This window comes from Streptomyces sp. NPDC048623 (genome assembly GCF_040650755.1).
In the GTDB taxonomy this organism is placed as follows: domain Bacteria; phylum Actinomycetota; class Actinomycetes; order Streptomycetales; family Streptomycetaceae; genus Streptomyces.
In genome coordinates, this window is sequence record NZ_JBEZHV010000002.1 from 261729 (window position 1) to 285282 (window position 23554).

General features: G+C 68.9%; 28 protein-coding genes and 1 pseudogene. 9 read left to right on the forward strand and 20 right to left on the reverse strand.

From position 1 onward, the window contains the following. Nucleotides 1-70: 70 nt before the first annotated feature. A complete protein-coding gene (locus AB0C73_RS04190) occupies nucleotides 71-1036 on the reverse strand; it encodes a zinc-binding dehydrogenase (RefSeq protein WP_362524327.1) in 966 nt (321 codons plus the stop codon). A 271-nt stretch (nucleotides 1037-1307) separates the two neighbouring features. After that, entirely contained in the window at nucleotides 1308-2519 is a 1212-nt protein-coding gene (locus tag AB0C73_RS04195) for an NADP-dependent malic enzyme (RefSeq protein ID WP_362524329.1), read from the reverse strand. A 548-nt stretch (nucleotides 2520-3067) separates the two neighbouring features. On the opposite strand from AB0C73_RS04195, the gene AB0C73_RS04200 reads away from it, so the two are divergent. From AB0C73_RS04200 to AB0C73_RS04210, 3 genes are read left to right on the forward strand one after another with little or no spacing between them, the layout of a single operon-like run. Beyond that, the gene (locus tag AB0C73_RS04200) at nucleotides 3068-4039 is read left to right on the forward strand and encodes an ABC transporter substrate-binding protein (protein ID WP_362524331.1); all 972 of its coding nucleotides are present in this window, start codon (nucleotides 3068-3070) and stop codon (nucleotides 4037-4039) included. Between the two features lie 29 nt (nucleotides 4040-4068). Further along, nucleotides 4069-5022: an amino acid ABC transporter permease gene (locus AB0C73_RS04205; RefSeq protein WP_362524334.1), complete on the forward strand. Its 954-nt coding sequence runs from the start codon at nucleotides 4069-4071 to the stop codon at nucleotides 5020-5022. Continuing rightward, a complete protein-coding gene (locus AB0C73_RS04210; protein ID WP_362524337.1) occupies nucleotides 5019-5786 on the forward strand; it encodes an amino acid ABC transporter ATP-binding protein in 768 nt (255 codons plus the stop codon). Before AB0C73_RS04205 ends, AB0C73_RS04210 begins: the two co-directional genes overlap by 4 nt. An 81-nt stretch (nucleotides 5787-5867) precedes the next feature. Here AB0C73_RS04210 and AB0C73_RS04215 read toward each other — a convergent pair. The 8 genes and pseudogenes from AB0C73_RS04215 to AB0C73_RS04250 all read right to left on the reverse strand — a co-directional run. Continuing rightward, nucleotides 5868-6272 (reverse strand): annotated as a pseudogene (locus tag AB0C73_RS04215) (SAM-dependent methyltransferase); the annotation flags it as partial. Between the two features lie 295 nt (nucleotides 6273-6567). Next, the gene (locus tag AB0C73_RS04220) at nucleotides 6568-6777 is read right to left on the reverse strand and encodes a DUF397 domain-containing protein (protein ID WP_362524339.1); all 210 of its coding nucleotides are present in this window, start codon (nucleotides 6775-6777) and stop codon (nucleotides 6568-6570) included. 479 nt (nucleotides 6778-7256) lie between these two features. Continuing rightward, entirely contained in the window at nucleotides 7257-7454 is a 198-nt protein-coding gene (locus tag AB0C73_RS04225) for a hypothetical protein (RefSeq protein WP_362524342.1), read from the reverse strand. Between the two features lie 94 nt (nucleotides 7455-7548). Then, nucleotides 7549-8397: a helix-turn-helix transcriptional regulator gene (locus AB0C73_RS04230; RefSeq protein ID WP_362524345.1), complete on the reverse strand. Its 849-nt coding sequence runs from the start codon at nucleotides 8395-8397 to the stop codon at nucleotides 7549-7551. Between the two features lie 10 nt (nucleotides 8398-8407). After that, nucleotides 8408-8926 (reverse strand): DUF6879 family protein, encoded by a 519-nt coding sequence (locus AB0C73_RS04235; protein ID WP_362524347.1) that lies wholly within the window; start codon nucleotides 8924-8926, stop codon nucleotides 8408-8410. Further along, a complete protein-coding gene (locus AB0C73_RS04240; protein ID WP_362524350.1) occupies nucleotides 8907-9173 on the reverse strand; it encodes a hypothetical protein in 267 nt (88 codons plus the stop codon). Before AB0C73_RS04240 ends, AB0C73_RS04235 begins: the two co-directional genes overlap by 20 nt. 191 nt (nucleotides 9174-9364) lie before the next feature. After that, nucleotides 9365-10300, reverse strand: coding sequence for a major capsid protein (locus AB0C73_RS04245; protein WP_362524351.1), 936 nt, complete (start codon nucleotides 10298-10300; stop codon nucleotides 9365-9367). Nucleotides 10301-10341: 41 nt separating this feature from the next. After that, entirely contained in the window at nucleotides 10342-10839 is a 498-nt protein-coding gene (locus tag AB0C73_RS04250; protein WP_362524353.1) for a phage terminase small subunit P27 family, read from the reverse strand. A 689-nt stretch (nucleotides 10840-11528) separates the two neighbouring features. Between AB0C73_RS04250 and AB0C73_RS04255 the strand changes: the two genes are divergently transcribed. Beyond that, nucleotides 11529-11669, forward strand: a complete 141-nt coding sequence (locus AB0C73_RS04255; protein ID WP_362524356.1) for a hypothetical protein — start codon at nucleotides 11529-11531, stop codon at nucleotides 11667-11669. Nucleotides 11670-11828: 159 nt separating this feature from the next. Further along, nucleotides 11829-12413 (forward strand): hypothetical protein, encoded by a 585-nt coding sequence (locus AB0C73_RS04260; RefSeq protein ID WP_362524358.1) that lies wholly within the window; start codon nucleotides 11829-11831, stop codon nucleotides 12411-12413. 231 nt (nucleotides 12414-12644) lie between these two features. Here the strand turns inward: AB0C73_RS04260 and AB0C73_RS04265 are convergent, their stop codons facing one another. The 3 genes from AB0C73_RS04265 to AB0C73_RS04275 all read right to left on the reverse strand — a co-directional run bounded on the left by AB0C73_RS04265 (nucleotide 12645) and on the right by AB0C73_RS04275 (nucleotide 15503). After that, entirely contained in the window at nucleotides 12645-13214 is a 570-nt protein-coding gene (locus tag AB0C73_RS04265; protein WP_362524360.1) for an HNH endonuclease signature motif containing protein, read from the reverse strand. A 359-nt stretch (nucleotides 13215-13573) separates the two neighbouring features. Further along, nucleotides 13574-15154, reverse strand: a complete 1581-nt coding sequence (locus AB0C73_RS04270) for a recombinase family protein (protein WP_362524361.1) — start codon at nucleotides 15152-15154, stop codon at nucleotides 13574-13576. Continuing rightward, nucleotides 15123-15503 (reverse strand): class I SAM-dependent methyltransferase, encoded by a 381-nt coding sequence (locus AB0C73_RS04275; protein ID WP_362524718.1) that lies wholly within the window; start codon nucleotides 15501-15503, stop codon nucleotides 15123-15125. The genes AB0C73_RS04270 and AB0C73_RS04275 overlap by 32 nt, the downstream gene beginning before the upstream one ends. 245 nt (nucleotides 15504-15748) lie before the next feature. Here AB0C73_RS04275 and AB0C73_RS04280 point away from each other — a divergent pair, with 245 nt between their 5' ends. Further along, nucleotides 15749-16399: a CGNR zinc finger domain-containing protein gene (locus tag AB0C73_RS04280; protein WP_362524363.1), complete on the forward strand. Its 651-nt coding sequence runs from the start codon at nucleotides 15749-15751 to the stop codon at nucleotides 16397-16399. Here the strand turns inward: AB0C73_RS04280 and sodX are convergent. Further along, on the reverse strand, nucleotides 16300-16737 hold the full coding sequence (sodX, locus tag AB0C73_RS04285) for a nickel-type superoxide dismutase maturation protease (protein ID WP_362524366.1): 438 nt from the start codon (nucleotides 16735-16737) through the stop codon (nucleotides 16300-16302). The two genes, AB0C73_RS04280 and sodX, sit on opposite strands and share 100 nt — an antisense overlap. Nucleotides 16738-16879: 142 nt before the next feature. Between sodX and sodN the strand changes: the two genes are divergently transcribed. Continuing rightward, a complete protein-coding gene (sodN, locus tag AB0C73_RS04290) occupies nucleotides 16880-17275 on the forward strand; it encodes a superoxide dismutase, Ni (RefSeq protein ID WP_265866548.1) in 396 nt (131 codons plus the stop codon). A 513-nt stretch (nucleotides 17276-17788) separates the two neighbouring features. Here sodN and AB0C73_RS04295 read toward each other — a convergent pair. Further along, nucleotides 17789-18118: a hypothetical protein gene (locus tag AB0C73_RS04295; RefSeq protein ID WP_362524720.1), complete on the reverse strand. Its 330-nt coding sequence runs from the start codon at nucleotides 18116-18118 to the stop codon at nucleotides 17789-17791. Nucleotides 18119-18279: 161 nt separating this feature from the next. Between AB0C73_RS04295 and AB0C73_RS04300 the strand changes: the two genes are divergently transcribed. Next, nucleotides 18280-18663, forward strand: coding sequence for a Scr1 family TA system antitoxin-like transcriptional regulator (locus tag AB0C73_RS04300; RefSeq protein WP_362524369.1), 384 nt, complete (start codon nucleotides 18280-18282; stop codon nucleotides 18661-18663). 358 nt (nucleotides 18664-19021) lie between these two features. Here the strand turns inward: AB0C73_RS04300 and AB0C73_RS04305 are convergent, their stop codons facing one another. Next, on the reverse strand, nucleotides 19022-19981 hold the full coding sequence (locus tag AB0C73_RS04305; protein WP_362524372.1) for a LysR family transcriptional regulator: 960 nt from the start codon (nucleotides 19979-19981) through the stop codon (nucleotides 19022-19024). A 178-nt stretch (nucleotides 19982-20159) separates the two neighbouring features. Here AB0C73_RS04305 and snpA point away from each other — a divergent pair, with 178 nt between their 5' ends. Further along, on the forward strand, nucleotides 20160-20801 hold the full coding sequence (gene snpA, locus AB0C73_RS04310) for a snapalysin (protein WP_362524374.1): 642 nt from the start codon (nucleotides 20160-20162) through the stop codon (nucleotides 20799-20801). Between the two features lie 129 nt (nucleotides 20802-20930). Here snpA and AB0C73_RS04315 read toward each other — a convergent pair whose 3' ends face one another. The 4 genes from AB0C73_RS04315 to AB0C73_RS04330 all read right to left on the reverse strand — a co-directional run bounded on the left by AB0C73_RS04315 (nucleotide 20931) and on the right by AB0C73_RS04330 (nucleotide 23527). Beyond that, entirely contained in the window at nucleotides 20931-21350 is a 420-nt protein-coding gene (locus tag AB0C73_RS04315; RefSeq protein ID WP_362524377.1) for a DUF6304 family protein, read from the reverse strand. Nucleotides 21351-21393: 43 nt separating this feature from the next. After that, nucleotides 21394-21723, reverse strand: a complete 330-nt coding sequence (locus tag AB0C73_RS04320) for a hypothetical protein (RefSeq protein ID WP_362524380.1) — start codon at nucleotides 21721-21723, stop codon at nucleotides 21394-21396. Nucleotides 21724-21764: 41 nt separating this feature from the next. Continuing rightward, on the reverse strand, nucleotides 21765-22349 hold the full coding sequence (locus AB0C73_RS04325) for a dihydrofolate reductase family protein (RefSeq protein ID WP_362524383.1): 585 nt from the start codon (nucleotides 22347-22349) through the stop codon (nucleotides 21765-21767). 125 nt (nucleotides 22350-22474) lie between these two features. Next, nucleotides 22475-23527, reverse strand: a complete 1053-nt coding sequence (locus AB0C73_RS04330; protein ID WP_362524723.1) for a family 2 encapsulin nanocompartment cargo protein polyprenyl transferase — start codon at nucleotides 23525-23527, stop codon at nucleotides 22475-22477. Nucleotides 23528-23554 lie beyond the last annotated feature (27 nt).

Below are 23554 nucleotides of genomic sequence, written 5' to 3' on the forward strand. Positions count from 1 at the left end.
GATCCCATCAGGACAAGCGTCCTGGTTCAAGGGTTCGGTCGGAAGGACTTCAGGAAGTCCTGAAAGGCCTTCAGGAGTTCGTCAGGACGATCTTGCCGAAGTGCTCGCCGGACTCCATCCTCGCGAAGCCCTCGCGGGCCCGGTCCAGCGGCAGCACCTCGTCGATGACCGGCCGCACGCCCGTGGCCGCGCAGAAGGACAGCAGGTCCTCCAGCTCGTCCTTGGTGCCCATGGTGGAGCCGACCACCTTCAGCTCCAGGAAGAAGATCCGGGTGAGCTCGGCGTGCGAGGGGCGGTCGCCGCTGGTGGCGCCGGAGATGACCAGGGTGCCGCCGGGGCGCAGGGACTTGACGGAGTGGGACCAGGTGGCGGCGCCGACGGTCTCGATGACCGCGTCGACCCGCTTCGGCAGCCGCGCGCCCGGCTCGAAGGCCTCGACGGCGCCGAGCTCGACGGCCCGCTTGCGCTTGGCCTCGTCGCGGCTGGTGGCGTAGACGCGCAGCCCGGCCGCCTTGCCGAGGGCGATCGCGGCGGTCGCGACACCGCCGCCCGCGCCCTGCACGAGGACCGAGTCGCCGGGCCGCACCCCGGCGTTGGTGAAGAGCATCCGGTACGCGGTGAGCCAGGCGGTCGGCAGACAGGCGGCCTCCTCGAAGGAGAGCTCCTTGGGCTTGGGCAGCACGTTCCAGCTGGGTACGGTGACCCGCTCGGCGAAAGTGCCCTGGTAGCGCTCGGTGAGGATGGAGCGCGGCTCGTCGGGGCCGACGCCGTGTCCGGTCTGGCCGATGACGGAGTGCAGCACGACCTCGTTGCCGTGCTCGTCGATGCCCGCGGCGTCGCAGCCGAGGATCATCGGCAGCCGCTCCTCGGGCAGTCCGACCCCGCGCAGCGACCACAGGTCGTGATGGTTGAGGGAGGCGGCCTTGACGGTGACGGTGGTCCATCCGGGCCGCACCTCGGGCTCGGGGCGTTCGCCCAGTTCGAGGCCGTTCAGCGGCTGGTCGCGGTCGATTCGGGCGGCATAGGCAGCGAACATGGCCCCGACCCTAGGCGCGGACCCGGTGATCGCGTAACCACGCACCGCTGTGACGCGCGTCCCTCACCGGCCCCGGGCAACCCCGGGCACCCGCCCCGCCCTGCATCCGCCGGGCCCGCGCATGCCTGGCCCCGCTCCGCCCGCCGGGCCCGCACCCCTCAGCGCCGTACCCCTGCCCGTACCGCCGCTCCCCCGCCCGTACCGCACAGAGCCCCGCCCGGGTCCGGTTCTCACCGGCCCCGGGCGGGGCTCTCCGTCGTCTCGCGTCGCGTCAGCGGCGGGCGACGCCCTCCGCGCGGGCCGCGGCGGCGACCGCGGACGCGACGGCCGGGGCGACCCGCTCGTCGAACGGCGACGGGATCACGCAGTCAGCGGACAGGTCGTCACCGACCACGCCGGCGATGGCGTCGGCCGCGGCGATCTTCATGCCCTCGGTGATCCGGGTGGCCCGGACCTGGAGCGCGCCGGCGAAGATGCCGGGGAACGCGAGGACGTTGTTGATCTGGTTGGGGTAGTCCGAACGGCCGGTGGCCACGACCGCCGCGTACTTCCGCGCGACGTCCGGGTGCACCTCGGGGTTCGGGTTGGCCATGGCGAACACGAAGGAGTTCGGCGCCATGGCCGCGACGGCCTCCTCGGGGACCGTGCCGCCGGAGACGCCGATGAAGACGTCCGCACCGGCCAGGGCGTGGGCCAGGGAGCCGGAGAGGCCCGCCTTGTTGGTGAGCCCGGCGATCTCGCGCTTGACGTCCGTGAGGTCGGTCCGGTCGCTGCTCACGATGCCCTTGCGGTCGGCCACGGCGACGTCGCCGATGCCCGCCGACAGCAGGAACTTCGCGATGGCCACACCGGCCGCACCGGCGCCGGAGATGACCGCGCGCAGGTCGCCCAGGGTCCGGCCGGTCAGCTTGGCCGCGTTGCGCAGAGCGGCCAGCGACACGATCGCCGTACCGTGCTGGTCGTCGTGGAAGACCGGGATGTCCAGGCGCTCCTGGAGCTTGCGCTCGATCTCGAAGCACCGGGGCGCCGAGATGTCCTCCAGGTTCACGCCGCCGAAGGACGGGGCGAGCCGGACGACGGTCTCGACGATCTCGTCGGCGTCGGTGGTGGCGAGCGCGATCGGGACCGCGTCCACGCCGCCGAACTGCTTGAAGAGGATGGCCTTCCCCTCCATGACCGGGAGGGAGGCCTCCGGGCCGATGTCGCCGAGGCCGAGCACCGCCGTGCCGTCGGTCACGACCGCGACGACCTGGGACTTCCAGGTGTAGTCGTTGACCAGCTCGGGCTGCTCCGCGATTGCCGTGCACACCTTGGCGACGCCGGGCGTGTACGCGAGGGACAGGTCGTCCTTGTCACGCAGCGGCACCGTGGCCGAAATGGCCATCTTGCCGCCGCGGTGCAGCGCGAACGCCGGGTCGAAGGGCTCCTCGGTGGCCCCTTCCGTACCGGTCTCGCTGCGAGGATTGACGATCTCCGCTGCCATTGGGTTGACCCCTTAAGTCTTCTTCATTTGAGGGTGGCCACTCCCGGTTGAGGAGGGGTGGCGTGGGTCCCGCGGCCGCCTTGTCTGGCAGCCGCGCGGGCGCGCCGCACAACGCGCCCTGAGCCCCGGATGAGGGGTGTAAGGATCCTTCTTACCGGACGGACGGGTCCGGAGACGAGTCGATTGCCCCTCGGTGACGTGACTCATACCGAGTGCTACCGGCCCCCGACGGAGCACGGATAGAGAATGACTCGTCACTCGATGTCCGGAAAGATGCTTCAAGCACCCGAATAGCCGCCTTCATGTCGTCCGAATGGCGAGATGAACAGAAGAATTTGCGGTCCCATGGGCACCTCCCCGCAGAAGGTTTCGCCTTGGGGGGACTGGTCATCGCGATCCGGCCACGACCCGTTATCCGATTTTGACATCCTTGGCCGTCGGATTGCGGCGGTCCGAATGGCAAGATGCCGTAATCACACGAGGTCGCGGCACTCGAAGCTGCGTGCGCGGCCTAAGGCAACTCCCTCACCTGCCGGAGGAACCCGACCATGACCGCACGCTCCACGCGCCGTACGACCGCTGCCAAGACCCGCACGTCCCGTCTTGCCGCGGTCGCCGCCATCGCGGTCGCCGGCTCGATGCTGCTGACCGCCTGTGGCGACCAGACCAACAGCGGCGGCGGCACCCAGACGGGCGGCTCCTCCGCCCCCGCGGCCTCGAAGGCCCCCCTCTTCGCCAAGCTCCCGGCCGACATCCAGAAGTCCGGCGTCATCAAGGTCGGCACGGACGCCTCGTACGCTCCGATGGAGTACACCGAGGGCGGCAAGATCGTCGGCATCGACCCCGACATCGCCCAGGCGCTGAGCAAGCAGCTCGGCGTGAAGTTCGAGTTCACCTCGGGCACCTTCGACGGCCTCATCACCTCGATCTACACCGGCCGCCAGGACCTGATCATGTCCGCGATGACGGACAACAAGAAGCGCCAGGAGGGCCTGGACGACAACGGCAAGAAGATCGGCAAGGGCATCGACTTCGTCGACTACTTCAGCTCCGGCGTCTCCCTGCTGGTCAAGAAGGGCAACCCGCAGGGCATCAACTCCCTCGACGACCTCTGCGGCAAGACCGTGGCCGTGCAGCGCGGCACGATCTACGAGGACACCTTCAAGGCGCAGGCCACCAAGTGCGGCAGCAACAAGCTGACGATCCAGGCCTTCGACACCGACGCCGAGGCGCAGACCCGCGTCAAGGCCGGCGGCGCCGTGGCCGACCTGAACGACTACCCGGTCGCCGCGTACATCGCGAAGACCTCGGGCGGCGGCAACGACTTCGAGGTCGTGGGCAGCCAGAGCGACGTCGGCCTCTTCGGCATCGGCGTCGCCAAGGAGAAGACGCAGCTGCGTGACGCCGTCAAGGACGCGCTGGACGCGATCATCAAGGACGGCTCGTACGCTGAAGTCCTGAAGAAGTGGAACGTCGAGGGCAGCGCCGTCCAGTCGGCCACCATCAACGCCGGCAAGTGACCTCCTCGTTCCACTGAAGGGCAGTCGTCATGACTGACAAGATCTCCAAGGAGCCGGAGGACGCGCGTCCGGCCGGCTCCGGCCCCTCGGGTGTCCCGTACGAGGCGATCAAGGCCATCCCGGTGCGCCACTACGGGCGCTGGGTCAGCGCCGTCGTGGTGGTCGCGCTCCTCGGGTGGCTGATCTACGCGTTCTCCCAGGGCAACATCATCTGGGACACGGTGTGGGACAAGCTGTTCGACCCGTCGGTGATCGACGGTCTCGGCAACACCGTGATCATCAGCGTCGCCTCGATGGCGCTGGGCCTCGTGCTCGGCATCCTCTTCGCGGTGATGCGCCTGTCGAAGAACCCGGTCACCGGCGCGGTCGCGTGGCTGTACATCTGGTTCTTCCGCGGCACCCCGGTGTACGTGCAGCTGCTGGTGTGGTTCAACCTGTCGCTGATCTTCCAGTACATCAACCTCGGGCCGATCTACAAGAACGAGACCGTGGACGTCATGACGCCGTTCATGGTGGCGCTGCTCGGCCTCGGCCTCAACGAGGGCGCCTACATGGCGGAGATCGTCCGGGCCGGCATCCAGTCGGTCGACGAGGGCCAGACCGAGGCGTCGCACGCGCTCGGCATGTCGCAGACGAAGACCATGTGGCGGGTCGTACTGCCGCAGGCCATGCGGGTCATCGTGCCGCCGACGGGCAACGAGTTCATCAACATGTTGAAGACCTCGTCGCTGGTCTCGGCCGTGCAGTACACCGAGCTCCTGCGGGCCTCCTCCAACATCGGCACCACGGCCGGCGCCGTGATGGAGATGCTGTTCGTGGCCTCGATCTGGTACCTCGCGCTGACCAGCGTGTTCAGCGTCGGCCAGTACTACCTGGAGCGCCGCTTCGCCCGCGGCTCGCTGCGCAGCCTGCCGCCCACCCCGTGGCAGCGGGTCAAGAAGAACATCCTCACCTTCAAGCGTTCCCCGGAGGCAACGGCATGACCGGTCAGCCCATGGTCAAGGCCGAAGGCGTCCACAAGTCCTACGGCGCGGCGCACATCCTCCGCGGCATCGACCTGGAGGTCCAGAACGGCGAGGTCTTCTGCCTCGTCGGCCCCTCCGGCTCCGGCAAGTCCACCTTCCTGCGCTGCATCAACCACCTGGAGCGCATCGACGGCGGCCGGCTCTCGGTCGACGGCGAGCTGGTGGGCTACCGCCAGAAGGGCGACAAGCTCTACGAGCTGAAGGACAGCGAGGTCGCGGTCCAGCGCCGTGACATCGGCATGGTGTTCCAGCGCTTCAACCTGTTCCCGCACATGACGGCCCTGGCCAATGTCATGGAGGCGCCGGTGCAGGTGAAGGGCGAGGCCAAGGCCGTGGCGCGCGAGCGCGCCGAGCGGCTGCTCGACCGGGTCGGCCTGCGGGACAAGATGGGCAACTACCCGTCGCAGCTCTCCGGCGGCCAGCAGCAGCGTGTCGCCATCGCCCGTGCGCTGGCGATGGAGCCGAAGCTGATGCTCTTCGACGAGCCGACCTCGGCGCTCGACCCGGAGCTCGTGGGTGACGTCCTCGACGTCATGCGGGACCTGGCCGAGTCGGGCATGACGATGATCGTCGTCACGCACGAGATGGGCTTCGCGCGGGAGGTCGGCGACTCGCTGGTCTTCATGGACGGCGGTGTGGTGGTGGAGTCGGGCCACCCGCGGGAGGTCCTGACGAACCCGCAGCACGACCGGACGAAGGCGTTCCTGTCGAAGGTGCTGTAGGGCCGTAAGGCCGTAAGGCCGTAGCAGGCGACGGGAAGGGGCGGTACGGGAGACCCGTACCGCCCCTTTGCCCTCCTCGCCCTACTTCACGGCGAGGAGGAGGGTGTCGGAGGGCGAGGCCCAGACGGCGCGGGCCTCGGCGAAGCCGGCGGCGCGGAGGGTGTCGGCGTGCCAGAGGGGCGCGGGCATGTCGCCGTCGGCGTGCTCACCGTAGATCTCGAAGCGGCGGGCGGTGGGCCCGGCGAGCACCGGGTCCTTGGCGGCGAGCGCCCACCAGTCGGCCCAGTCGAGGACGCCGGCGGCCTTTTCGGCATCCATGCGCGCGTGCCGCTGGGCGCGCTCGGCGGCGTTGATACGGGGCGTGGTCGGGTCGATCATGTGGTCGGCGTTCATGAGGACGCCGCCGTCACGGACGAGGCCGGCGAGCTGCCCGTACAGCGCGGCGAGGGGTTCGCTGTGCAGCCAGTGGAGGGCGGTGGCGGTCAGGAACACCCTCTAAACACACACTCTACCCAGAGAGCGAGTGCGGGAACACGGAAACCCCGCCCATGCACCACGGGGGTAGCGCACGGACGGGGCCGATCATGGTTCAGCGGCGTAGGTGCCGGGACTCGTGCAGCGCACGGAGTGAGGGCATGAGCACCGGCCGGTAGCCGGGGCAGGGACGCTCAGCCGGCAGCACCCACACGTGCCAGCACGACAGGCAGCGGATCACCCGTTCATGCTCCGGGTCGGGTACCGCATCGCTGCCGCAGCGGGGGCACTCATGCACGGCGTCTCCCTAGGCCGACAAGTCGAACTCTCCCACCTTCGCACCGGCCAGGAAGTCGGTCCATTCCTCGGCCGTGAACTCGACCGCGTGGCCCGTGACGGAGCTGCGGACAGCCACCATGCCGGGCACGTTCGTGGCGACCTCGACACAGCGCGGGTCGTTGTTGTTGTACTGGCACGCGCTGGACGTGCGGAACTCGAACTCGGGAACTGCGCTCATGGTGCTGACTTCCCTTCCCTCGCGTCTCGGGGAATCGGTCCCCGCACCGTCTTGCTGACCGTCCCGGCCGCCCGCCCTTCCTGTAGCTGAGCGACCGGAACGGCGTCTGCTCTCCCGCTCCCACCACGCCGCGCCGACGCGGTCACGGGAGGGGCGGGAAACCTAGCGAGCCGCTGCGAGGACGTACCCCAGGAACCCCCACAGCGAGAGCGCGGCAAACCGCCAGGCGTACCGGCTCACCATGGGATGCGCTCGGCGTCGCCACCGACACAGACCGGGCACGGCCGCCTGTACGTCCAGCGGCACAGTTCGCAGCCGGCGAATCCACAGCAGCCGTCGCACCAGATTGCACGCCACCCGGCACAGAGGCCGCAGTAGGACGCTGGGCGGGCCGACACGGGAGGTTCCGAGGGTTCGGCCGTCCGCTTCCGCCGGGGCCGCCTACGGGCCCTCTGCGGCTTCTCCGGGGCCGTCGTCACCTAGTGCCCCTCGGGGTGCTTCCGCATCAGGACATTGCAGTCAGAGACCGTCGTCCAGTCGCCACCAGCGCGGGCACGCGTTCGGACGTTGTCCAGCTCGCGGCACCCCGCGCACCCGGTTGCAGGGGTCGGCTCCGTCTCGGCGGAGCGGTCCGGAAGCACAACGGGTTCGGTGTGGTATCTCGTCGGCTCGGTCATGCCCTGCCCACCCCTTCGCAGTCGTCCGTGTGACGACCAAGCTAGGGAGAGCGGAACCCCAACTCACAGGCGATTGCACGGGGTTGCACGCGAGTTATCCGAGGGCATCCAGCGCCGATGTGATCAGCGTACGAGCGGTGGCCCCGTAGACGGCCAGTGCTGCCAGTTCGGCGAACGTCTCCGCGTACATGGCTACTTCGCTGGGCTGCGTGATCGTGAGGTAGCCCGAGATCAATTCGACGTTGACCTGTGCCGTGTCGTAGATCCAGAACCCCTCAGCCGGCCAGCGCTCCCGGTCCGGCCGCATGGGTACAACTCCCAAGCTGACGTTGGGAAGTGAGGCAATCGAGATCAGGTGGCCGAGTTGACCGGACATGACCTCGGTACCGCCGATCCCGGCCCGCAGAACGGACTCTTCCACGAGGAATGCGAACCGTCGCTCACCCTCGTACAGCACCCGCTGACGTTCCATGCGGGCTGCCACGGCGTCGGCCACGTCGTCCACCAGGCCGCGCCGCCGCTGGATCGCTTGGAGCGCTGCCGTGGTGTACGGCTGCGTTTGGATCATTCCGGGCACGAGCCATGACGAGTAGGACCGGAAGCGGCGGGTTCGCTGGTACAGCGGCAGGCGTGCTTCCTGTGCCTGCTTGAGTCCGATCCGCTCCATGCGGCGCCAGTTGACCCACATGCCCTCGGCCGTGCGCAGCGAGGCAATCAGGTCCTCGGCCTGATCCTCGGCGCCGCAGGCCTGACACCAGGCCCGAATGTCGTCCGCAGACGGGGGCGTCTTGGCGTTCATGATCCGGGACGACTTAGACCGGCTCCATCCGCAGCGTTCGGCTAGGTCGAGACCGGTAAGCCCGGCATCCCGGCAGAGATCCGCAAGACGTTTCGCGAGAGCCTGCCGGGCCTGCTGGGCACTGGAAGATGCAGAGACAGCCATGGGTGCGTGATCAGACGGGCCGGTACTCCGCGTGAGGAATCGCGCGCTCCCATGCTGCCTCATACGCGCTGGCGTACTGCGCGGCCAATGCCGGGTCGTGCACGACTTCCATGCGCGGACCGGTCCACTGACCCTCGCCGCTGAAGTGGTGGAGAATCACGGTTTCCTCGTCCATGACCCAGCCGTCCAACGCGGGGAGCAGCAGATCCCGCGCTCGCGAGCGAGGCAGCCAACGGACGTCCTCGCCGGCTGCCACGTTCGTAAAGGTGCCGTCGTACTCGTACCGGACGTAGTCGCTCAGCGGCTCGGAAACCACCCGCAGACGGCGCATGACGACACCGCGGCTCGTCGTCTCGGCTACCACGTCCAGCCACGAGCGCCACCACGACTCGCGGTCAGCAGGGTCGTACCGGTGCCCTTCCTGCCAGCGGATGAACTCCGGGTCATCCCGCATGTAACTGTCCCGCATCTCAAGGTGCATCGCCGAGCGCTGCGCCTTAGCAAGGCATTCACGTACCGCTGTTGCCACCGTTGCCCTCACTGTCCGGACGGGGGATGAACTGAAGCATGTTCGCAGGGAGCCGGATCACGGTCTCGTGCTCCGGAACATCCGTCGAGTGACCCGGCACCGAGCCGACTTCCTGCGCCTGCCGGATCGTCTCGTCGTCCGCCTTCCACGACTGGATGATGAGGTCACCGGTCGTGTCGTCCAGCCAGATCGTGGGCGAGCCATCATCGGGGGTGTTGGGCCAAATCCCCAGGAACTTTAGGGCCATTGGGCACTCTCCTAGCGAGTCGGTTGCACAGGCGTGCACGAGCCTCACCCTGACGCGTGACCATCGTCAAGGGCGCATCGAGACAGGTCGGACGCGGACCTCAGGTCGCGGTCCGAGCCCGGGACGCACGGAAGCCCCGCACCCGCTACCCCGAGAGGGATGGCGAGTGCGGGGCTCATGTTGTGTGTGCGTCAGCCGTTCTTGACTCCGATCAGACGCGCGGCAGCCTTGCCGCCGAACAGCGCGATTCCGCAGTAGAACTCGATACGGGTCCGGTACACCGGCTTGTCGTGCGCCTCCCCGAGATCAGTCGCCTGGATTCCGCCGTTGGTCAGACCGGTCACGCCGGCGTCCGCCTCGGAGGAACCAAAGCGGACGGCGTAGATGTCACCGGTCTCCTTGCCGTCCGCACCAGTCGCGAGCGGGAGCACGTCGGTACCGTCCAGCTTCTGGCCCGGGTCGAGCATCGGAATGCCGTTCCACATCGTCGCTTCCTTGCCGTGGATTTCGGTGGTCAGCAGCTCTGCACCACCGAGCCGGCGGAATCCGGAACGGATCTTCGCGAGGATCGCGCCATTCATGTACAGCGCGCCGTTCTGGCCGTTGATGCCTCGGACCTCAGCGGTAAGCGCGTCAAGTGCATCAAAGAAGTCGTAGCCGTTGGCGACCGGGCCCACACCCTTCGCGTCAAGAACCTGTCGCCCAATGAGTCGCTTGCGCAGACCGTCGAACCCCAGAGGGTTTATAGCGGTGTCGCCATTGAAGAACTGATCCGAGAAATGAATAGACGCGGCCTTGATCTTAAGCGTCTCCTGGATGGCCCGCTGCTCGTTCATGCTGCTACGCGTCTTCACGATGAACTTGTCCACATCGGAGTCACCTCCGAGGATGGCGAGGCTTTCAAAGCAGGAGTTTACGGCCCCGACACTCTCCGGGTACGCCTCGTTGATCGCGCGGAAGGAAACCCCCGGCAGGGTGGCCTCTTCGTTGTAGCGGTATCCCGTTCCCTCGAACTGGATGAGAGGGAGTCGGTCGAGAATCGGAGACTCCTGGATGAAAGTCTCCACCACTCCGCGCTGGAGGTTGTCGGTCGCGAACTTCGCGGATTCAGCAAGGGTAAGTGCCATTTTGATTCCTTCTAGGTTGTAGATCTATTCGGCGGGACAGCTCAGTCCCAAATATCGGAGTCTTCGTCCGAAGTTTCTGGCGCCGTGATAGCGGTGCGGGAACTTGGGGAGAGTCCGAGTTCCCGGATGTACCGGGCCAGTTGTGTGCGGTACTGGGCGGCGATCGTGGCCGCTCCGTTCTTCACGGTGCCGCGCTCTGCCGTGACCATGAGCCCGCGTTCCGACAGGTCACGCTCGGCCTGGTCGATACGGGCCACGCAGACACAGAGATCCTTCACCGTGGCGTGGTCTACTTCGCCGATTCCTGCGGCGACTCCCAAGACGGGGACCACTCGCCGCCATTCTGCCGCTGCCACTTCCCGGCAACGGATGTTTGCTTCATTGACGACAGGATCGGGCGAGGACTTGAAAACCTCGACCCAGTTCGGCTCTACGAGGATCGCACGGGGTACTACAACACCCTCTTTGATCCTGGACTTTGACGGGTTTCCCTCACGCGCCCGCTGCATGGCAGGCTTGGGTCGATATCTATCGGCCATGAGTCCTCGATTCTGTTGCGGTGACCAAATTCCGGGCCTCCCAAAAACGGCCCCTGCCCCGGCGCGAGTTTTTTGCCTCCCTGCCGTGCTTCCAGGGCTCGGGGAGGGGGTCACCCCCTGGTCGGGGGCTCGGGCAAGCGAGGACGGACACGCTCGGCAGCCCATCCGCCCGGCTGGTGGCGTGCGGTCTCGCGGTTGTGGCACGACGTGCACAGCGGACGCAGCCGCGACCACGCATCCGGATCGGACACGCCACGTGCGAGCAACGCACGGCGCGACTCCGGGAAGTGGTCGGCCACCGTCGCCGGCTTCGTGCACAGCACGCACCACGGATGTGCGTAGAGGTAGCGGCGCCGGATGTTCGGCCACCGTCGCCCGTACGCGCTCGTCCCTGGTGTCTCCCGTAGTGCGGTCGCCTCACGCTCGTGAGCGGCACAGCGGCCATCACGGCCAGTCAGTTCGGGGCACCCGGGTACCGAGCACGGGGGGCGGGGTCTTCGAGGTATGACGGATCACCTCCCGTTGGGTGGGGTTTGTTCGCTGCCGATGACAACTGTCCGAGGGGTAGCCCGCCGGGGGCCACGGGCGGGGTGACGTGCGCCCCTGGTGCGCCTGCACCGTGGGTTAGGTCACGCTTATGCCAATTTTTCGAGTGGGTACCGGCGGGGCACACCAGGGGCATGACCCAAGTGACAGAGAACGCAAAGCCCCCACAGGTAGAGGTTCGTTGGGGCGGCTTCCACCTGACCGTGCAGCGCATCCCCGGATGGCTCGTCGCCCTGGTCACCACCGCCGGCGGGGCAGCAGGAACGTGGTGGGCACAGCGGTAGCGGTCGTGAGGGGCCTGCTCGTGCTCCGCTCGGGTGAAGCCCGATACCGAGCGCGTGGGCGGGGTGGTTGGGACATCGGCCAACTTTGCTCGAACCTGGCTTGTCAGTCGTGCCAGCTAGACTCGCAGCGAACGCACTACTCGCTCAAAGGGAGGTGCAATGAAGGGGCATGAGCCCGATGCGGAGCGTTTCGATTGGGCCGCTACCGTTCGCTTGGATGCACCGCCACTCCTGGTGATGCCGATTAGCTCGTACTCGCAGAGTCTCGACCTTGGGCAACGCTTGGGCCATGTGTTGCAGCGAGCGGGCCGTCTTCAACGGTGGGACTGGACCGCCAGTGCTGACCTCACCTTGCGTGATCTGCGTACGGCCGCCGCAGTCCTCGACCTTTCCGAGACCGGTCAAGCTGAACCAGCCGATGCGCGCACGCGCGTCAGGGCTGCCGCCGAAGAACTGCGGTCAGCGTCCACGGCGGAAGAACGGCGCACCGCTGCACGGAACTTCCTCTCCGCGCTGGCAGCCTTCTTCGTCTGCCTGCTGCGGTTCCTCGTACGGGTCTTGATCCTGCTTCTATCGCGCTTGCTCGGCCGCGTAGCAGCCGACGACGTTCCCGCGTGGAAGCCGGACCCCATCGACGCAGCACCAAAGATCACACCCCGAGGACCGAACACCGTCTTCCCCGTGGCTACTTACCGGGGCGGGCGTCACAGCAGCGCGCAGGGGAGCGCCGTACTCGCTGCCTAGACAGCCCGCCGACCTAAGCTCAGGTCGGAAGGCTCAAAAGATCATGTTGAACCTGTTGGAGAGCGCCCCTTGGTGGGCCTTGCTGCCCCTCGCCATACTCCTCGCCAGTATCCGGCTCGTACGTCATGTGTGGCCCCAGAACAGCCGGGACCGTCGAGCCGTTATCGAAAGGTGGCAGCGCGACCGCGCCACGCGGCGGCAAGCACGCACCGAACGTGACCGCCAAAATCGCTAAGCGCCGGTCCCAAACTCCGTGCTCGTCTTGAGCTGGTGACACCCCCGGCACAGCACTTGAACGTTGCCGTCCGTGTCGGTCCCTCCCATCGAGAGGGGCCGCACATGGTCCACGTCCACGTCTGCCGTGGGGAAGTCGTTCAGGCACCAGTCACACCACGCGGTCCCCTTCCGCTCGATGACCCGGCGGAGCCGTGCCGCAGCATCGTTCCGGGCCGCTCGTCGTCGGCCCCGGGCTCGCCGGGTCCGGACGGTCGGGCGCCGCTCGTACGCCCCGTGATGGGTCTTGCAGCGTCGGCGGTGCGTCGCCGGCTCCGTGCAGTCGATACAGCGCATGGCGCCCCCTGTGTAGTAAGGGACAGCGAATTCCCATGCTCGGTGAGACCAGGTGGGAGAGCTGGTATGAGAGCCAGGCGCTCGTCCGCCTAGATCCTCCTTCCGGAAGTAGTAGGGACGGACGGATTCCCGCGCCCCTCTGACGCCTCTCTTCCCGGTCCGAAAGTAGTGGGGACGGAAGGTCGCCCGCGTCTGTGTCGATGTGCTTGCGCGACCTGTCTCATCCCTCATAGCCCTGTAGGGACCATGGCATTCCCGATTCTGGGCACGACCGGATGGCGTACCGTTCAGCCGCTCAGTACCTATGGGGAGCAACAGATTCCTGCGCCACCTGCCCGGTTGCGAGTCGGGCCCTCCCGCCCCTCACTGTGTTGTGGAGGCCAGTAGATTCCTGCGCCGATCGAGCATGACGGGATGACGTTCGGATGCACGGTTCGGTTTTCTCTATATTTTTTTCTTGTGCATACGAAAAACACCCTCTAACCGTCATACCGTCATGCTCCGCCCGCTGGTCGGCCCCGCTGCGGGCACAGCAAAGCCCCGGCGGTCCACGAGGGACTACCGGGGCCAGTCTGTGTCAGGACTGCGTATCAGTCGTCAGCGTGGGCATCTTCCAGCGCGGCCAACGCGGCCGTCTCCGCGTCGTCTCGCGCCGCCCTCTGCGCGTCCGCCCGCTGTTCCGGGTCGAGCCCGGTCACACGTACACGGTGCTTGGCTCCTCGCGGGTGCAGCGTCACCCGCACGTCGTATTCGTTCAGGATCTCCCTGCGGGCAGCGTCGTCCGGGGCGGTCTTCCAGTCGTCCGCGATCGTCCGACCAAGCGGCATCCACCGCATTCCTGCCGGGCGCTCGGGGAGTCCCTGCAACTCTTCGATCTCCCGAGTCATGCGGGCGTACTCGGTGCGGTACCACTCGGTGTCGCTCTCCGACTCGTACAGACCCGCCTGACGGTCTCCACGGAGCCGCGTACGGTCCGCTTCGATCTCGGCAATGCGCGCGGCGTAGCCGGTGCCGGGATCGAACTCCTTGCGCATCACCTGGTGGTCCCCGTACTCAGCCAGGAACCACGTCCCCACATGCTCGTCCAGCATGGGGACGGACATGGTGGGGGCGGGCTTGCACCCGGCGGATGACGGGATGCCGCGCAAGCGCGCTGTGCAGACGTACGCCGGGTTCTGTCCCGTGCGCCCCATCGCATAGAGCCGTTGGCCGCACCCGCCACAGAACGCGATTCCCGAGAGCAGACGCACCCCCTTCGGCGCGCGGGTCCCAGTCCTCTTCGCGGCGGTCTTCTGGATCAGCGCGTCACGGGTGGCGTGGTCCCACAGCGGGTCAGCAATTCGCACGGCATGCCCGTCCGGGCCGATCACGGGACGCTCGTCGTGCATGAGGTAGCCCAATGACGCTTCGCTGGTGAGCATCCGCTTGAGAGCCTTCGCGTTCCACAAGGTCCCCTTGGGCTTGCGCCCGTACATCACCGATCGGTGGTCGGCGGGTGACAGCACACCCGCGCGGTTCAGGCGCGCGGCCTCGGTGTGCACGGTCACCGTGCCTGTCTCGTCGGCAAGGATGCGCTCCGCCACGTCTCGCAGGATGAGCGAGGCCACGGGGTCCAACTCGACGTGATCGACCTTGCCCGTGGGGATGATCCGCACGAACTGGTACCCGTACCGGTTCTTCTGCTTCGGCTGTCCGGCGCTCCGCGCCCGCTTCGTCTCGTCCCGGTTGCGCTTCTGGATGGCGCGCAGCTCCATCTGCGCGCCGAAGGACTCCATGGAGAGCCGCATCTCGTCGGCAGGGTCGTCCAGGTTCCACGGCCCATCGTGGCCGTAGGTGATCAACAAGCGGCCCGACTCGTGGACCATGTACGCCGTGTTCAATACGTCCCGCTGGTTACGCCCGATCCGGTCGACCGCCGAGCCGGCGATGCCGTCGTACGGACCCATCTCGTCCCGGAGCCAGGGGCCGAGCTTCGGACGCGTCACGGGATCGGTCGCACCCGACACCTCCCAGTCGTCCGCCCACGCGATGACGTGCCCGCCGACCGCTTCCACGGCGCTGAGCACCTGGCCGAGCTGCCTTTCCGGGCTGTTGGTCGAATCGGTCTTGCGGGAGAGGCGACGAACCCCCACCAGGCACTTACCGCACCCGTCGTACTCCGTCGTGATCATGCGATCCATCTTGCGCGAACTCCGCTTCCGCACGCATGTGCGTTTTGCGGGCGTTCCCGGTGAGGACGGCGTCGTACGAGTCGTACGGCAGCGCCTCGGTCCAGGCGGGGTCCTTGAGGTCGGCGGTCACGAAGGTGACGCGGGCGTCGCCGGCGAAGGTGCCCTCGGCGATGGCGAGGAGGGCCGGGTCGAGGTCGACGCCGGTGCTGGTCGCCCCGGGGAACCGCTGGAGCAGCCGGCTCGTGATACTCCCCGTACCGCAGGCGAGGTCGAGCACACGGGGCTCCGGTCCCACGAGCGCCTCGACCATGTCGAGCATCACGCGGAAGCGTTCCTCGCGGTCGGGCATGTACCACTCCTGCTGACGGTCCCAGCTGCGCTGCCAGGCCGCCCAGTCGGTCCCGGTCGTGGTGTTCGCACCCGTGGCGTCCGAAGCGCCTGTGGTGTCCGAAGCGTTCGTGGCGTTCGTGGCGTTCGTGGCGTCCGTCATGGGTCTGCCTCCACCCTCTTCGCATGACTCGTAATACCCTCGGAGGGAAGGCGTCGCTTACCCTTCCCCGCCCCGACCCTAGCCCGCCGGAGTAAGGACTACAAGTGGAACTGGCCTATTACTCGGACTACGCCGTACGTCTGGTCAACACCGAGGAGCCGGCCCGCAACAAGGACTCCCTCACCTCGGTCGAGGCGGTCCGGGACCTCTTCGGCGCGGCCTCCCAGATGGCCCGGCGGGTGACGGACGCCGACGTGACCCGCTTCCGTTCGGTACGGGCCCGGCTGCGCGCGGTCTTCACCGCGGCCGACGAGGGCGACCACACCGGAGCCGTGGACCTCCTCAACTCCCTCCTCCTGGAGTTCCCGGTCAGCCCGCAGATCTCCGGCCACGACTACCTCGACGAGGAGGGCCGGCCGCGGTGGCACATGCACCTGGCCGATCACCCGTCGAACGCGACCGCGGGATACGCGGCGATCGCCGCGATGGGCCTGGCCTTCCATCTGACCGAGTTCGGCGCGGACCGCCTCGGCCTGTGCCAGGCGGCACCGTGCCGCAACGCGTACCTGGACACCTCGACCAACCGCTCCCGCCGCTACTGCTCGGACCGCTGCGCGACCCGCGCCAACGTGGCGGCCTACCGCGCCCGCAAGCGTCAGGAGGCGGCTCTGGAGGCCCGGGAGGCCCTGGAGGCCGAGCGCACGGGCCTGACGGCGGAGAAGAGCCAGGAGAGCACCACGCCGGCCGACCGCTGACGCCCGGGGGTGACGGGCCGGTAGCGCACCCGCACCCGCCCGAGCACCAGATGCGGCGGTACGACTCCGAACACCCGGCTGTCGCCCTCGGCCTCCGGGTTGTCCCCGAGCACCCACCAGCCGCCGTCGCGCCGCTCGGCAAGCCGCTTCACGATGAGCAGGTCCTGCTGGAGCGGGTGCCGCAGAACGGCCACGTTCCCGGGCCGCAGCCGCGCCCCGTAGTGCACGAACAGCTGATCGCCGTGGAGCAGCGTGGGCACCATCGACACCCCCGTCACCTCGGCGATCCCGAACGGGGCCCCGGGCTCCCGCCCCGGCGCATGCCCCGATTCCACCATCCGGCACCTCCTGGTCCCATCGTCCACGAGTCCCATGGTGACCCTGGACTTTTGTCCTAAGCACCAGGGGGCGCTCGCGAAAACGCGCTTCTCACCGAGTAATGTCCCACCTGAGAAGACGATCACGAGGAAGGACAGCAGCATGCTCTCCCGCCTGTTTGCCCCCAAGGTCAAGGTCAGCGCCCACTGCGACCTCCCCTGCGGCGTGTACGACCCGGCCCAGGCCCGCATCGAGGCCGAGTCCGTCAAGGCCGTCCAGGAGAAGTACCAGGCGAACGAGGACCCCCACTTCCGCGCCCGCGCCGTCGTCATCAAGGAGCAGCGCGCGGAGCTGGCCAAGCACCACGTCTCGGTCCTGTGGAGCGACTACTTCAAGGCCCCGCACTTCGAGAAGTACCCCGAGCTCAACCAGCTCGTGAACGACACCCTGAAGGCCCTGTCGGCGGCGAAGGCCTCGACGGACCCGAAGACGGGCGAGAAGGCGCTGGAGCTCATCGCCGAGATCGACCGCATCTTCTGGGAGACGAAGAAGGCCTGATCCGGCCTCTCTCCGCTCGATCCTGCATCGCAGGTCAGAGGGCAGACAGAACGGCCCGCCCGGTAACTCCGGAGCGGGCCGTTCGACTTTTCAAGATCCAATGGGAGACGAATGGGAGACGAGATGGGAGCCGATCCCCCAGAGCGGCGATGTGCCCAGTTCTCCCCCACCGTCTCCTCGGCGCCCTGCCCCCCACAGCTTCTGGAGCCCCTGGGCGATGGCAAGTTCCATCTTCCCGGAGGTGTGCGAGCAGGTGCCCTCCACGCCCCGCATCAAGGTCGGCGACGTCGCCGGCGCGGTGCCCGGCAGCGTCGGACTCGGCAGAGCGATCGATCGGCGCGGGCCTGGAAGATCCGCGTCAGCCACTACCTCGCCCCGACCCAGACCGCCGACTACAAGGGCCGCTGCCGCCGCCCTCGTGTAGGCGCCACCACGCCGGCGGGCAGACACTGCAGGTGGCCCGAGACGATTCCCCGGGCCGTCCAAACCGATGCCGGTGGACTTGTGTCTTTCCTAGACCCAGTTCGCCCAGCCGAAGGTGAAGAGATAGGCGCGGCGACCTGCGTCCAGCCCCCGGATGCCGCGAAGGAGCATGACAGCCAGAGCGCCGAGGAACAGAGCGGCAAACGATCCAGCCACGAGGACTCCAGTGACGGGCCCCGCGAACAGGCCCACAACTGCACTCGCCACGATGACGATTCCGAAGCCGAGGTGCGCGCCAGGCAGGTCGGCCCTGATCACGTCTCGCAGAGCCTGGCGCTCCGCCCGCATATCGGAGCCATAACGCTCCCGGGCAGCCTCCGGGTCAGCGGCGGTCCCCTCAGGCCACGGTTCCATCATCATCACCCCCGAATTCCGTTCGAGCGGAGCCTAACGCCTGGACTCCGCCGGGGGAGATCAGCTGAGACAGCCCATGGGACGCGATCGCACTCGCCCCAGGCGGACCACCACCGGATCGGGCAACAAGGCGCCCGCCTCCGCGTTGCGCATGCAGCGGCAGGGAAGTGCTGTACGACGGCGAGCACCAATACGACGTCGTCCTCGGGGAGCAGGCTCTCTACACGAACATCGGTGGACCCGACGTCATACGGGAACAGATCGAGCGCCTCCTGCGAGAGCTCGGCCTGGCCTCTCTCACCCTCGGGATCCTTCCCTCCACCGCACCGGTGGATCTGTTCCCCGTCCACGCATTCAATATCTACGGCGAGGGCGACCGGGCCCATGTCGAACTCGTCTCCTCCTCCGTGGACATCACGGAACAGAGCGAACTCGACCTCTACGACAAAGCCTTCGCTGCGCTGAGCGCTGCGGCATCGTACGGCGACGCCGCCGGGGAGCTCTTGAGGAAGGCCCACGCCTTCTGGACCAAGACTCCGCCTCAGGAGTAGGCGCACCACCGCATCCGCGGCGAAGCACCGGCCTCTGGGGGTGTCGCCTGCACAGGCAGAGGTTTCGCTGTCCCCCGGCCGATGGAGGGTCCGCGCCGTCCACACCCAGGCCGATGAGGGGAACTGGGTTGACCTGGTACAGCTCCTGGCCGTCGCTGACTGAGGCGTCGTGTCGTTCTCGCCGGCACTTCACTGCCGGGTGGTGACCCGCCGCGTCGCTGCTCTCCGCGGCACGCCAAGAGCTCATCCAGCCCGCCTACGGCGATGACAACCGTTATATGCCGGGTTGTGGATGGCGAGAGCGCGGGTCGGGGAACCGGTCGGGATCATTCGGTGGCGGGGCCTTCCGCGGGTGCGCTCAGGCCGACATCAGGCACGGCCCCGCCGTTCCTCCCGCGCGGAGCCAGCGGCGGTACGGGGCGGCGCGGAGGGCGGCTTCGCGGTAGGCGGCGGTGAGGGCGGCGTACGGGGGGTCGAGGGGGACGCCGGGGGCGGCGAAGAGGAGGAGGCGGACGGCGAGGGGGTCGCCGCGGAGGGGGCGGATGGCCATGTCCTCGCGGGGGCCCGAGGTGGGCTGGCAGGGGGCGACGGCCTCGCCGAGGACGATGAGCGAGGCGGCGGTGTGGTAGTCGGCGTGCAGCAGTGGCGGGTCGAGGCCGGCCGCGCGGAGGACGCGGCGCAGGCCGTCCCATTCGCCGTCGACGGCCGGGTCCACCGTCCAGCGGTCGTGGGCGAGATCGGTGAGGTCGACGACCTCGTGCGCGGCCGCCGGGTGGTCGCCGGCCATGGAGACGAACTGCGGCTCGCGCTCCACCAGGACGCGGCCCCGCAGCCCGTCCGGCACCCGTAACGGGCAGCCCTCGACCTCGTGGACGAAGGCCAGGTCGAGGTGTCCGTCCGCGACCGTGCGCAGCAGCGTGTGCGCAGAGACGTCCACCCGTAGGGCGATGTCGGTGCCGGGCAGGGCCTGCCGGAGGCGGCGCAGCCAGCCCGGCAGGGCGCGGCTCGCGGTCGAACCGACGCGCAGCACCGGGCCGTCGGCGGCCCCCGCCGCGGCCGCCGCGCGGGTCTCGCTGACGAGCGCGGTCATGCCGTCGACCAGCGGTCGCGCCCGGCCGATCACGGAACGGCCGAGCGGCGTGGGCAGGCAGCCGGTGCGGCCGCGGGTGAAGAGTTCGGCGCCGAGCGCGTTCTCGATGCGCCGCAGCTGGGTGGTCAGCGAGGGCTGACTGACGCCGAGCCGGCGGGCGGCCTTGTGCAGGCTGCCGGTGTCCGCGATGGCGCAGAGCGCCCGCAGGTGCCTCACCTCCAGCTCCATGGGTCCGAGGTTAGGGCGGCTCCGGGGCGCGCACCAGGCCGCGCCGAGCACCCCTGTACACCCCGGTACGAGTGTGTCAACTCCCCGGCGATATCACCGAGTTATCGGCGGATGACATCATTCCCCGCCCGCACCCCGGTCCCCCACACTCTCCTCCAACCCCACAGGAGGAGCCCCCATGCGACACCCGAAGATCCTCACGTCCTTACTCACCGCCGCCCTCGGTGCCGGTCTCACCCTCTCCCTCGGCGCCGCCCCGGCCTCCGCCGCACCCACCGACCGGGCCGCACACGCGGGTTACTCCGGTTCGGCCCAGGAGGCCCGGGCCAACCAGGCGTTCTTCGACGCCGTCGTGAAGTCGGTCGCGAAGAAGCGGGCCGCCGCGCCTGGTGCCACCGCCGTCACCGTGGTCTACAGCACCGCCAACGCACCCAGTTTCCGCAGCCAGATCTCCCGTTCCGCGCAGATCTGGAACAGCTCCGTCGTCAACGTACGCCTGGTCGAGGGCTCCAACCCCGACTTCGCGTACTACGAGGGGAACGACTCCCGCGGCTCGTACGCGAGCACCGACGGACACGGCAACGGCTACATATTCCTCGACTACCGGCAGAACCAGCAGTACAACTCCACCCGCGTCACCGCCCACGAGACCGGGCACGTGCTCGGGCTCCCCGACCACTACAGCGGCCCGTGCAGCGAGCTGATGTCCGGCGGCGGGCCCGGCACGTCCTGTCAGAACGCCACCCCGAACTCCCAGGAGCGCTCCCGCGTCGACCAACTGTGGCGCTACGGGCTCGCCTCGGCGTTCAAGCTGGGCTGAGGGCCGGAACGAACGACCTGAAGGGCGGGAAACTGCCTGAAGGGCGGGGGCGCCCTCGTTGCCCCCGCCCTCCTCGGGCGGCCCTCCGCCCTCCGCGTACGAGCCCCAGCCCTCTGCGTACCGCCTCGGTCAGGCCGCCTGCAGCAGTCCCCGGCCGAACTCCGTGCCCGGTGGCAGCTGGCGGCGCAGCCGGGCCAGTGCCTCCTCGAAGTCCCCGCCCGCGATGCCCGACTCGAACGCCGCGCCGCCGTAGTGCAGCGTCAGGCTGAGGTCGGCCCGCTCGCCGAGGGTCAGCAGGCAGCTGAGCGTGGCCTGCTGGGTGGTGCCGTCCGTGACGACGGGGAGTGGCAGATCCCACTCCAGGACGCACCCGGTGAGGGCCTGCCCGCCCTCGTCCGCGGCGCTGAGCGCGGCGAAGCTCGCGCCCGTGTACTCGATTCCCCTGATCCGGGTGGCCACATGGCTCCCGGCGGCCGTGATGACGATCGCTTCCGCACCACGGCGGTCCCGGTACCAGCCGGTCCAGACTTCCGTCGACTCCGATGACATGCGGCGGACTGTAGCGGTATGACCGGCTCCGGCGCGCGGCCGGTCACCCAGGGGCCGGACTTCTCCCGGTCTCGCCGTTCTTGCCGGTCACGTGCGTGGTAGTGGCTTCCGCACCGGGGTCCGGGGCGGAGCCGGGGGCCGGGTCCGGGTCGGGGGCCGGGCGTTGCGCGGAGGAGGGTCCCGCCGCCGCGCCGCCGCCCTCCGGCTCGTACAGCTCGCACTCCGGGTTACGGCACGGCTGCACGGCCCATTCCGGCACCCAGGCCCCGAGGACCTTGTGCCGTTCGGCCAGCACCTCGCGGGGTCTCCCGCAGGCCGGGCACGGGTGCTCGGCGACGGGGTCCCGTGTGGTGTGCGGCGTCTCGCCCACCATGGCTCCAGCCTAGGCCGGGCGGGGCGGCGGCGCCCGCCGGGTCACCGCTTCCTGGTGTAGGTGCGCACGACGACGCCGTTGGTGAAGCTCCGTACGTCCTGGAGCACGTAGTCGTGGGCGGCGAAGTCCGAGCCGAACATCGGCATTCCGGAGCCGTAGATCTGCGGGTAGGACTTGACGACCAGCTCGTCGACCTCGTCCACGAGCTGTCCGGCGACCTGTCCGCCGCCGCAGAGCCAGATGCCCAGCGGGCTGTCCTCGGCCTTGAGTTCGCGGACCCGGGCGGCGAGGTCGCCGGCGAAGAGTTCGACGTTGGGGTCGGGCGACTCGGTGAGGGAGCGGGTCGCGACGATCTCCCGGAGGTGTGCGTACGGGCTGGGCATCCCGGCCTCCAGGCCGAGGCGGTACGAGCCCATGCCCTGGATCACCGTGTCGAACCGCTTGTTGGGCACGCCGGTGAGGCCGGAGGCCTCCCGGAAGGCGGTGGGCACGGTCTCCGGGAACTCGCTGTTCATCCAGGAGGCGTACTCCTCGTCCATGAACCGGAACATGGACGAGGCGTCGCCGTGCGGGTCGCCGATGAAGCCGTCGAGGGAGCAGGCGACGTAGTACGTGAGCTTGCGCAAGCCGGGTCTCTTTCCGTAGGAGGCATGACCGGTGGCCGTAACCACTGCGCCCATAGTGCTCCGTGCGTAGTGGTTACGCAAGCCCTTATCGGCGGCGCTTCCGGAGGAGTCGAGGAGTCGAGGAGTCAGCGACTGCGGCGCGTCACGAACTCCGCGAGTGCCAGCAGATCCCCCGCCGCCGACAAGTCCGGGACCGCCCGCGAGAGTTGCTCGACCGCGCCGGCCATCCGCTCGGCCGCCTGACTCTGCGCCCAGTCCCGGCCGCCGGCCCGCTCGACGGCGTCCGCCGCGGCGCGCGCCGCCTCGGCGTCGAGGACGGGGCGGGCGTAGAGCTCGGCCAACTCCTCGCCCGCCGGGGTCCCGGAGGCGAGCGCGGCCACCACGGGCAGCGACTTCTTGCGGGCGACGAGATCGGCGCCGGCCGGCTTGCCCGTACGCCCCGGGTCGCCCCAGATCCCGATCAGGTCGTCGATCAGCTGGAAGGCGAGGCCCGCCTCCCGCCCGAACGCGTCCAGGGCCGCGACCGCCCCCTCGTCCGCCCCCGCGTACAGCGCGCCCAGCGCGCAGGCGCAGCCGAGCAGCGCCCCGGTCTTGGCGGTGGCCATCGCCACCACCTCGTCGAGCGACACTTCGCGGGGGCCGCGCTGCTCGAAGGCGCAGTCCGCCTGCTGGCCCGCGCACAGCTCGATGACACAGGCGGCGAGCCGGGCCGCGGCCGCCCCGGCGGCGGGGTGCGGGTCCTCGGCGAGCAGCCGCAGCGCGAGCGCGTTCATGGCGTCGCCGGCGAGCAGCGCGTCCGGGATGCCGAACACCTTCCAGGCGGTGGGCCGGTGACGGCGGGTCGGGTCCTCGTCGACGATGTCGTCGTGGAGCAGGGTGAAGTTGTGCGCCAGCTCCACCGCCGCGGCGGCCTTGACCGCCGGGCCGGGGTCGGCGCCGAGCGCGCGGGCGGCGGCGAGGACCAGGGCGGGCCGGATGGCCTTGCCGCTCTGGCCGCCCTCGGCCGGGGAGCCGTCCGCCTCCTCCCAACCGAAGTGATAGGCGGCGATGCGCCGTACGGAGCCGGGCAGGGACGCGACGGTCGTCCGGAGCTGGGGGTCGACGACGCGGCGCGTCCGGTCCAGGAGCAGCACGGCGCTGCGTCCACCGCTCGCGGCGTCCGCACTGGTCATGAGCATCTTGTCGGTCACTTTCCTCAGGGGCCT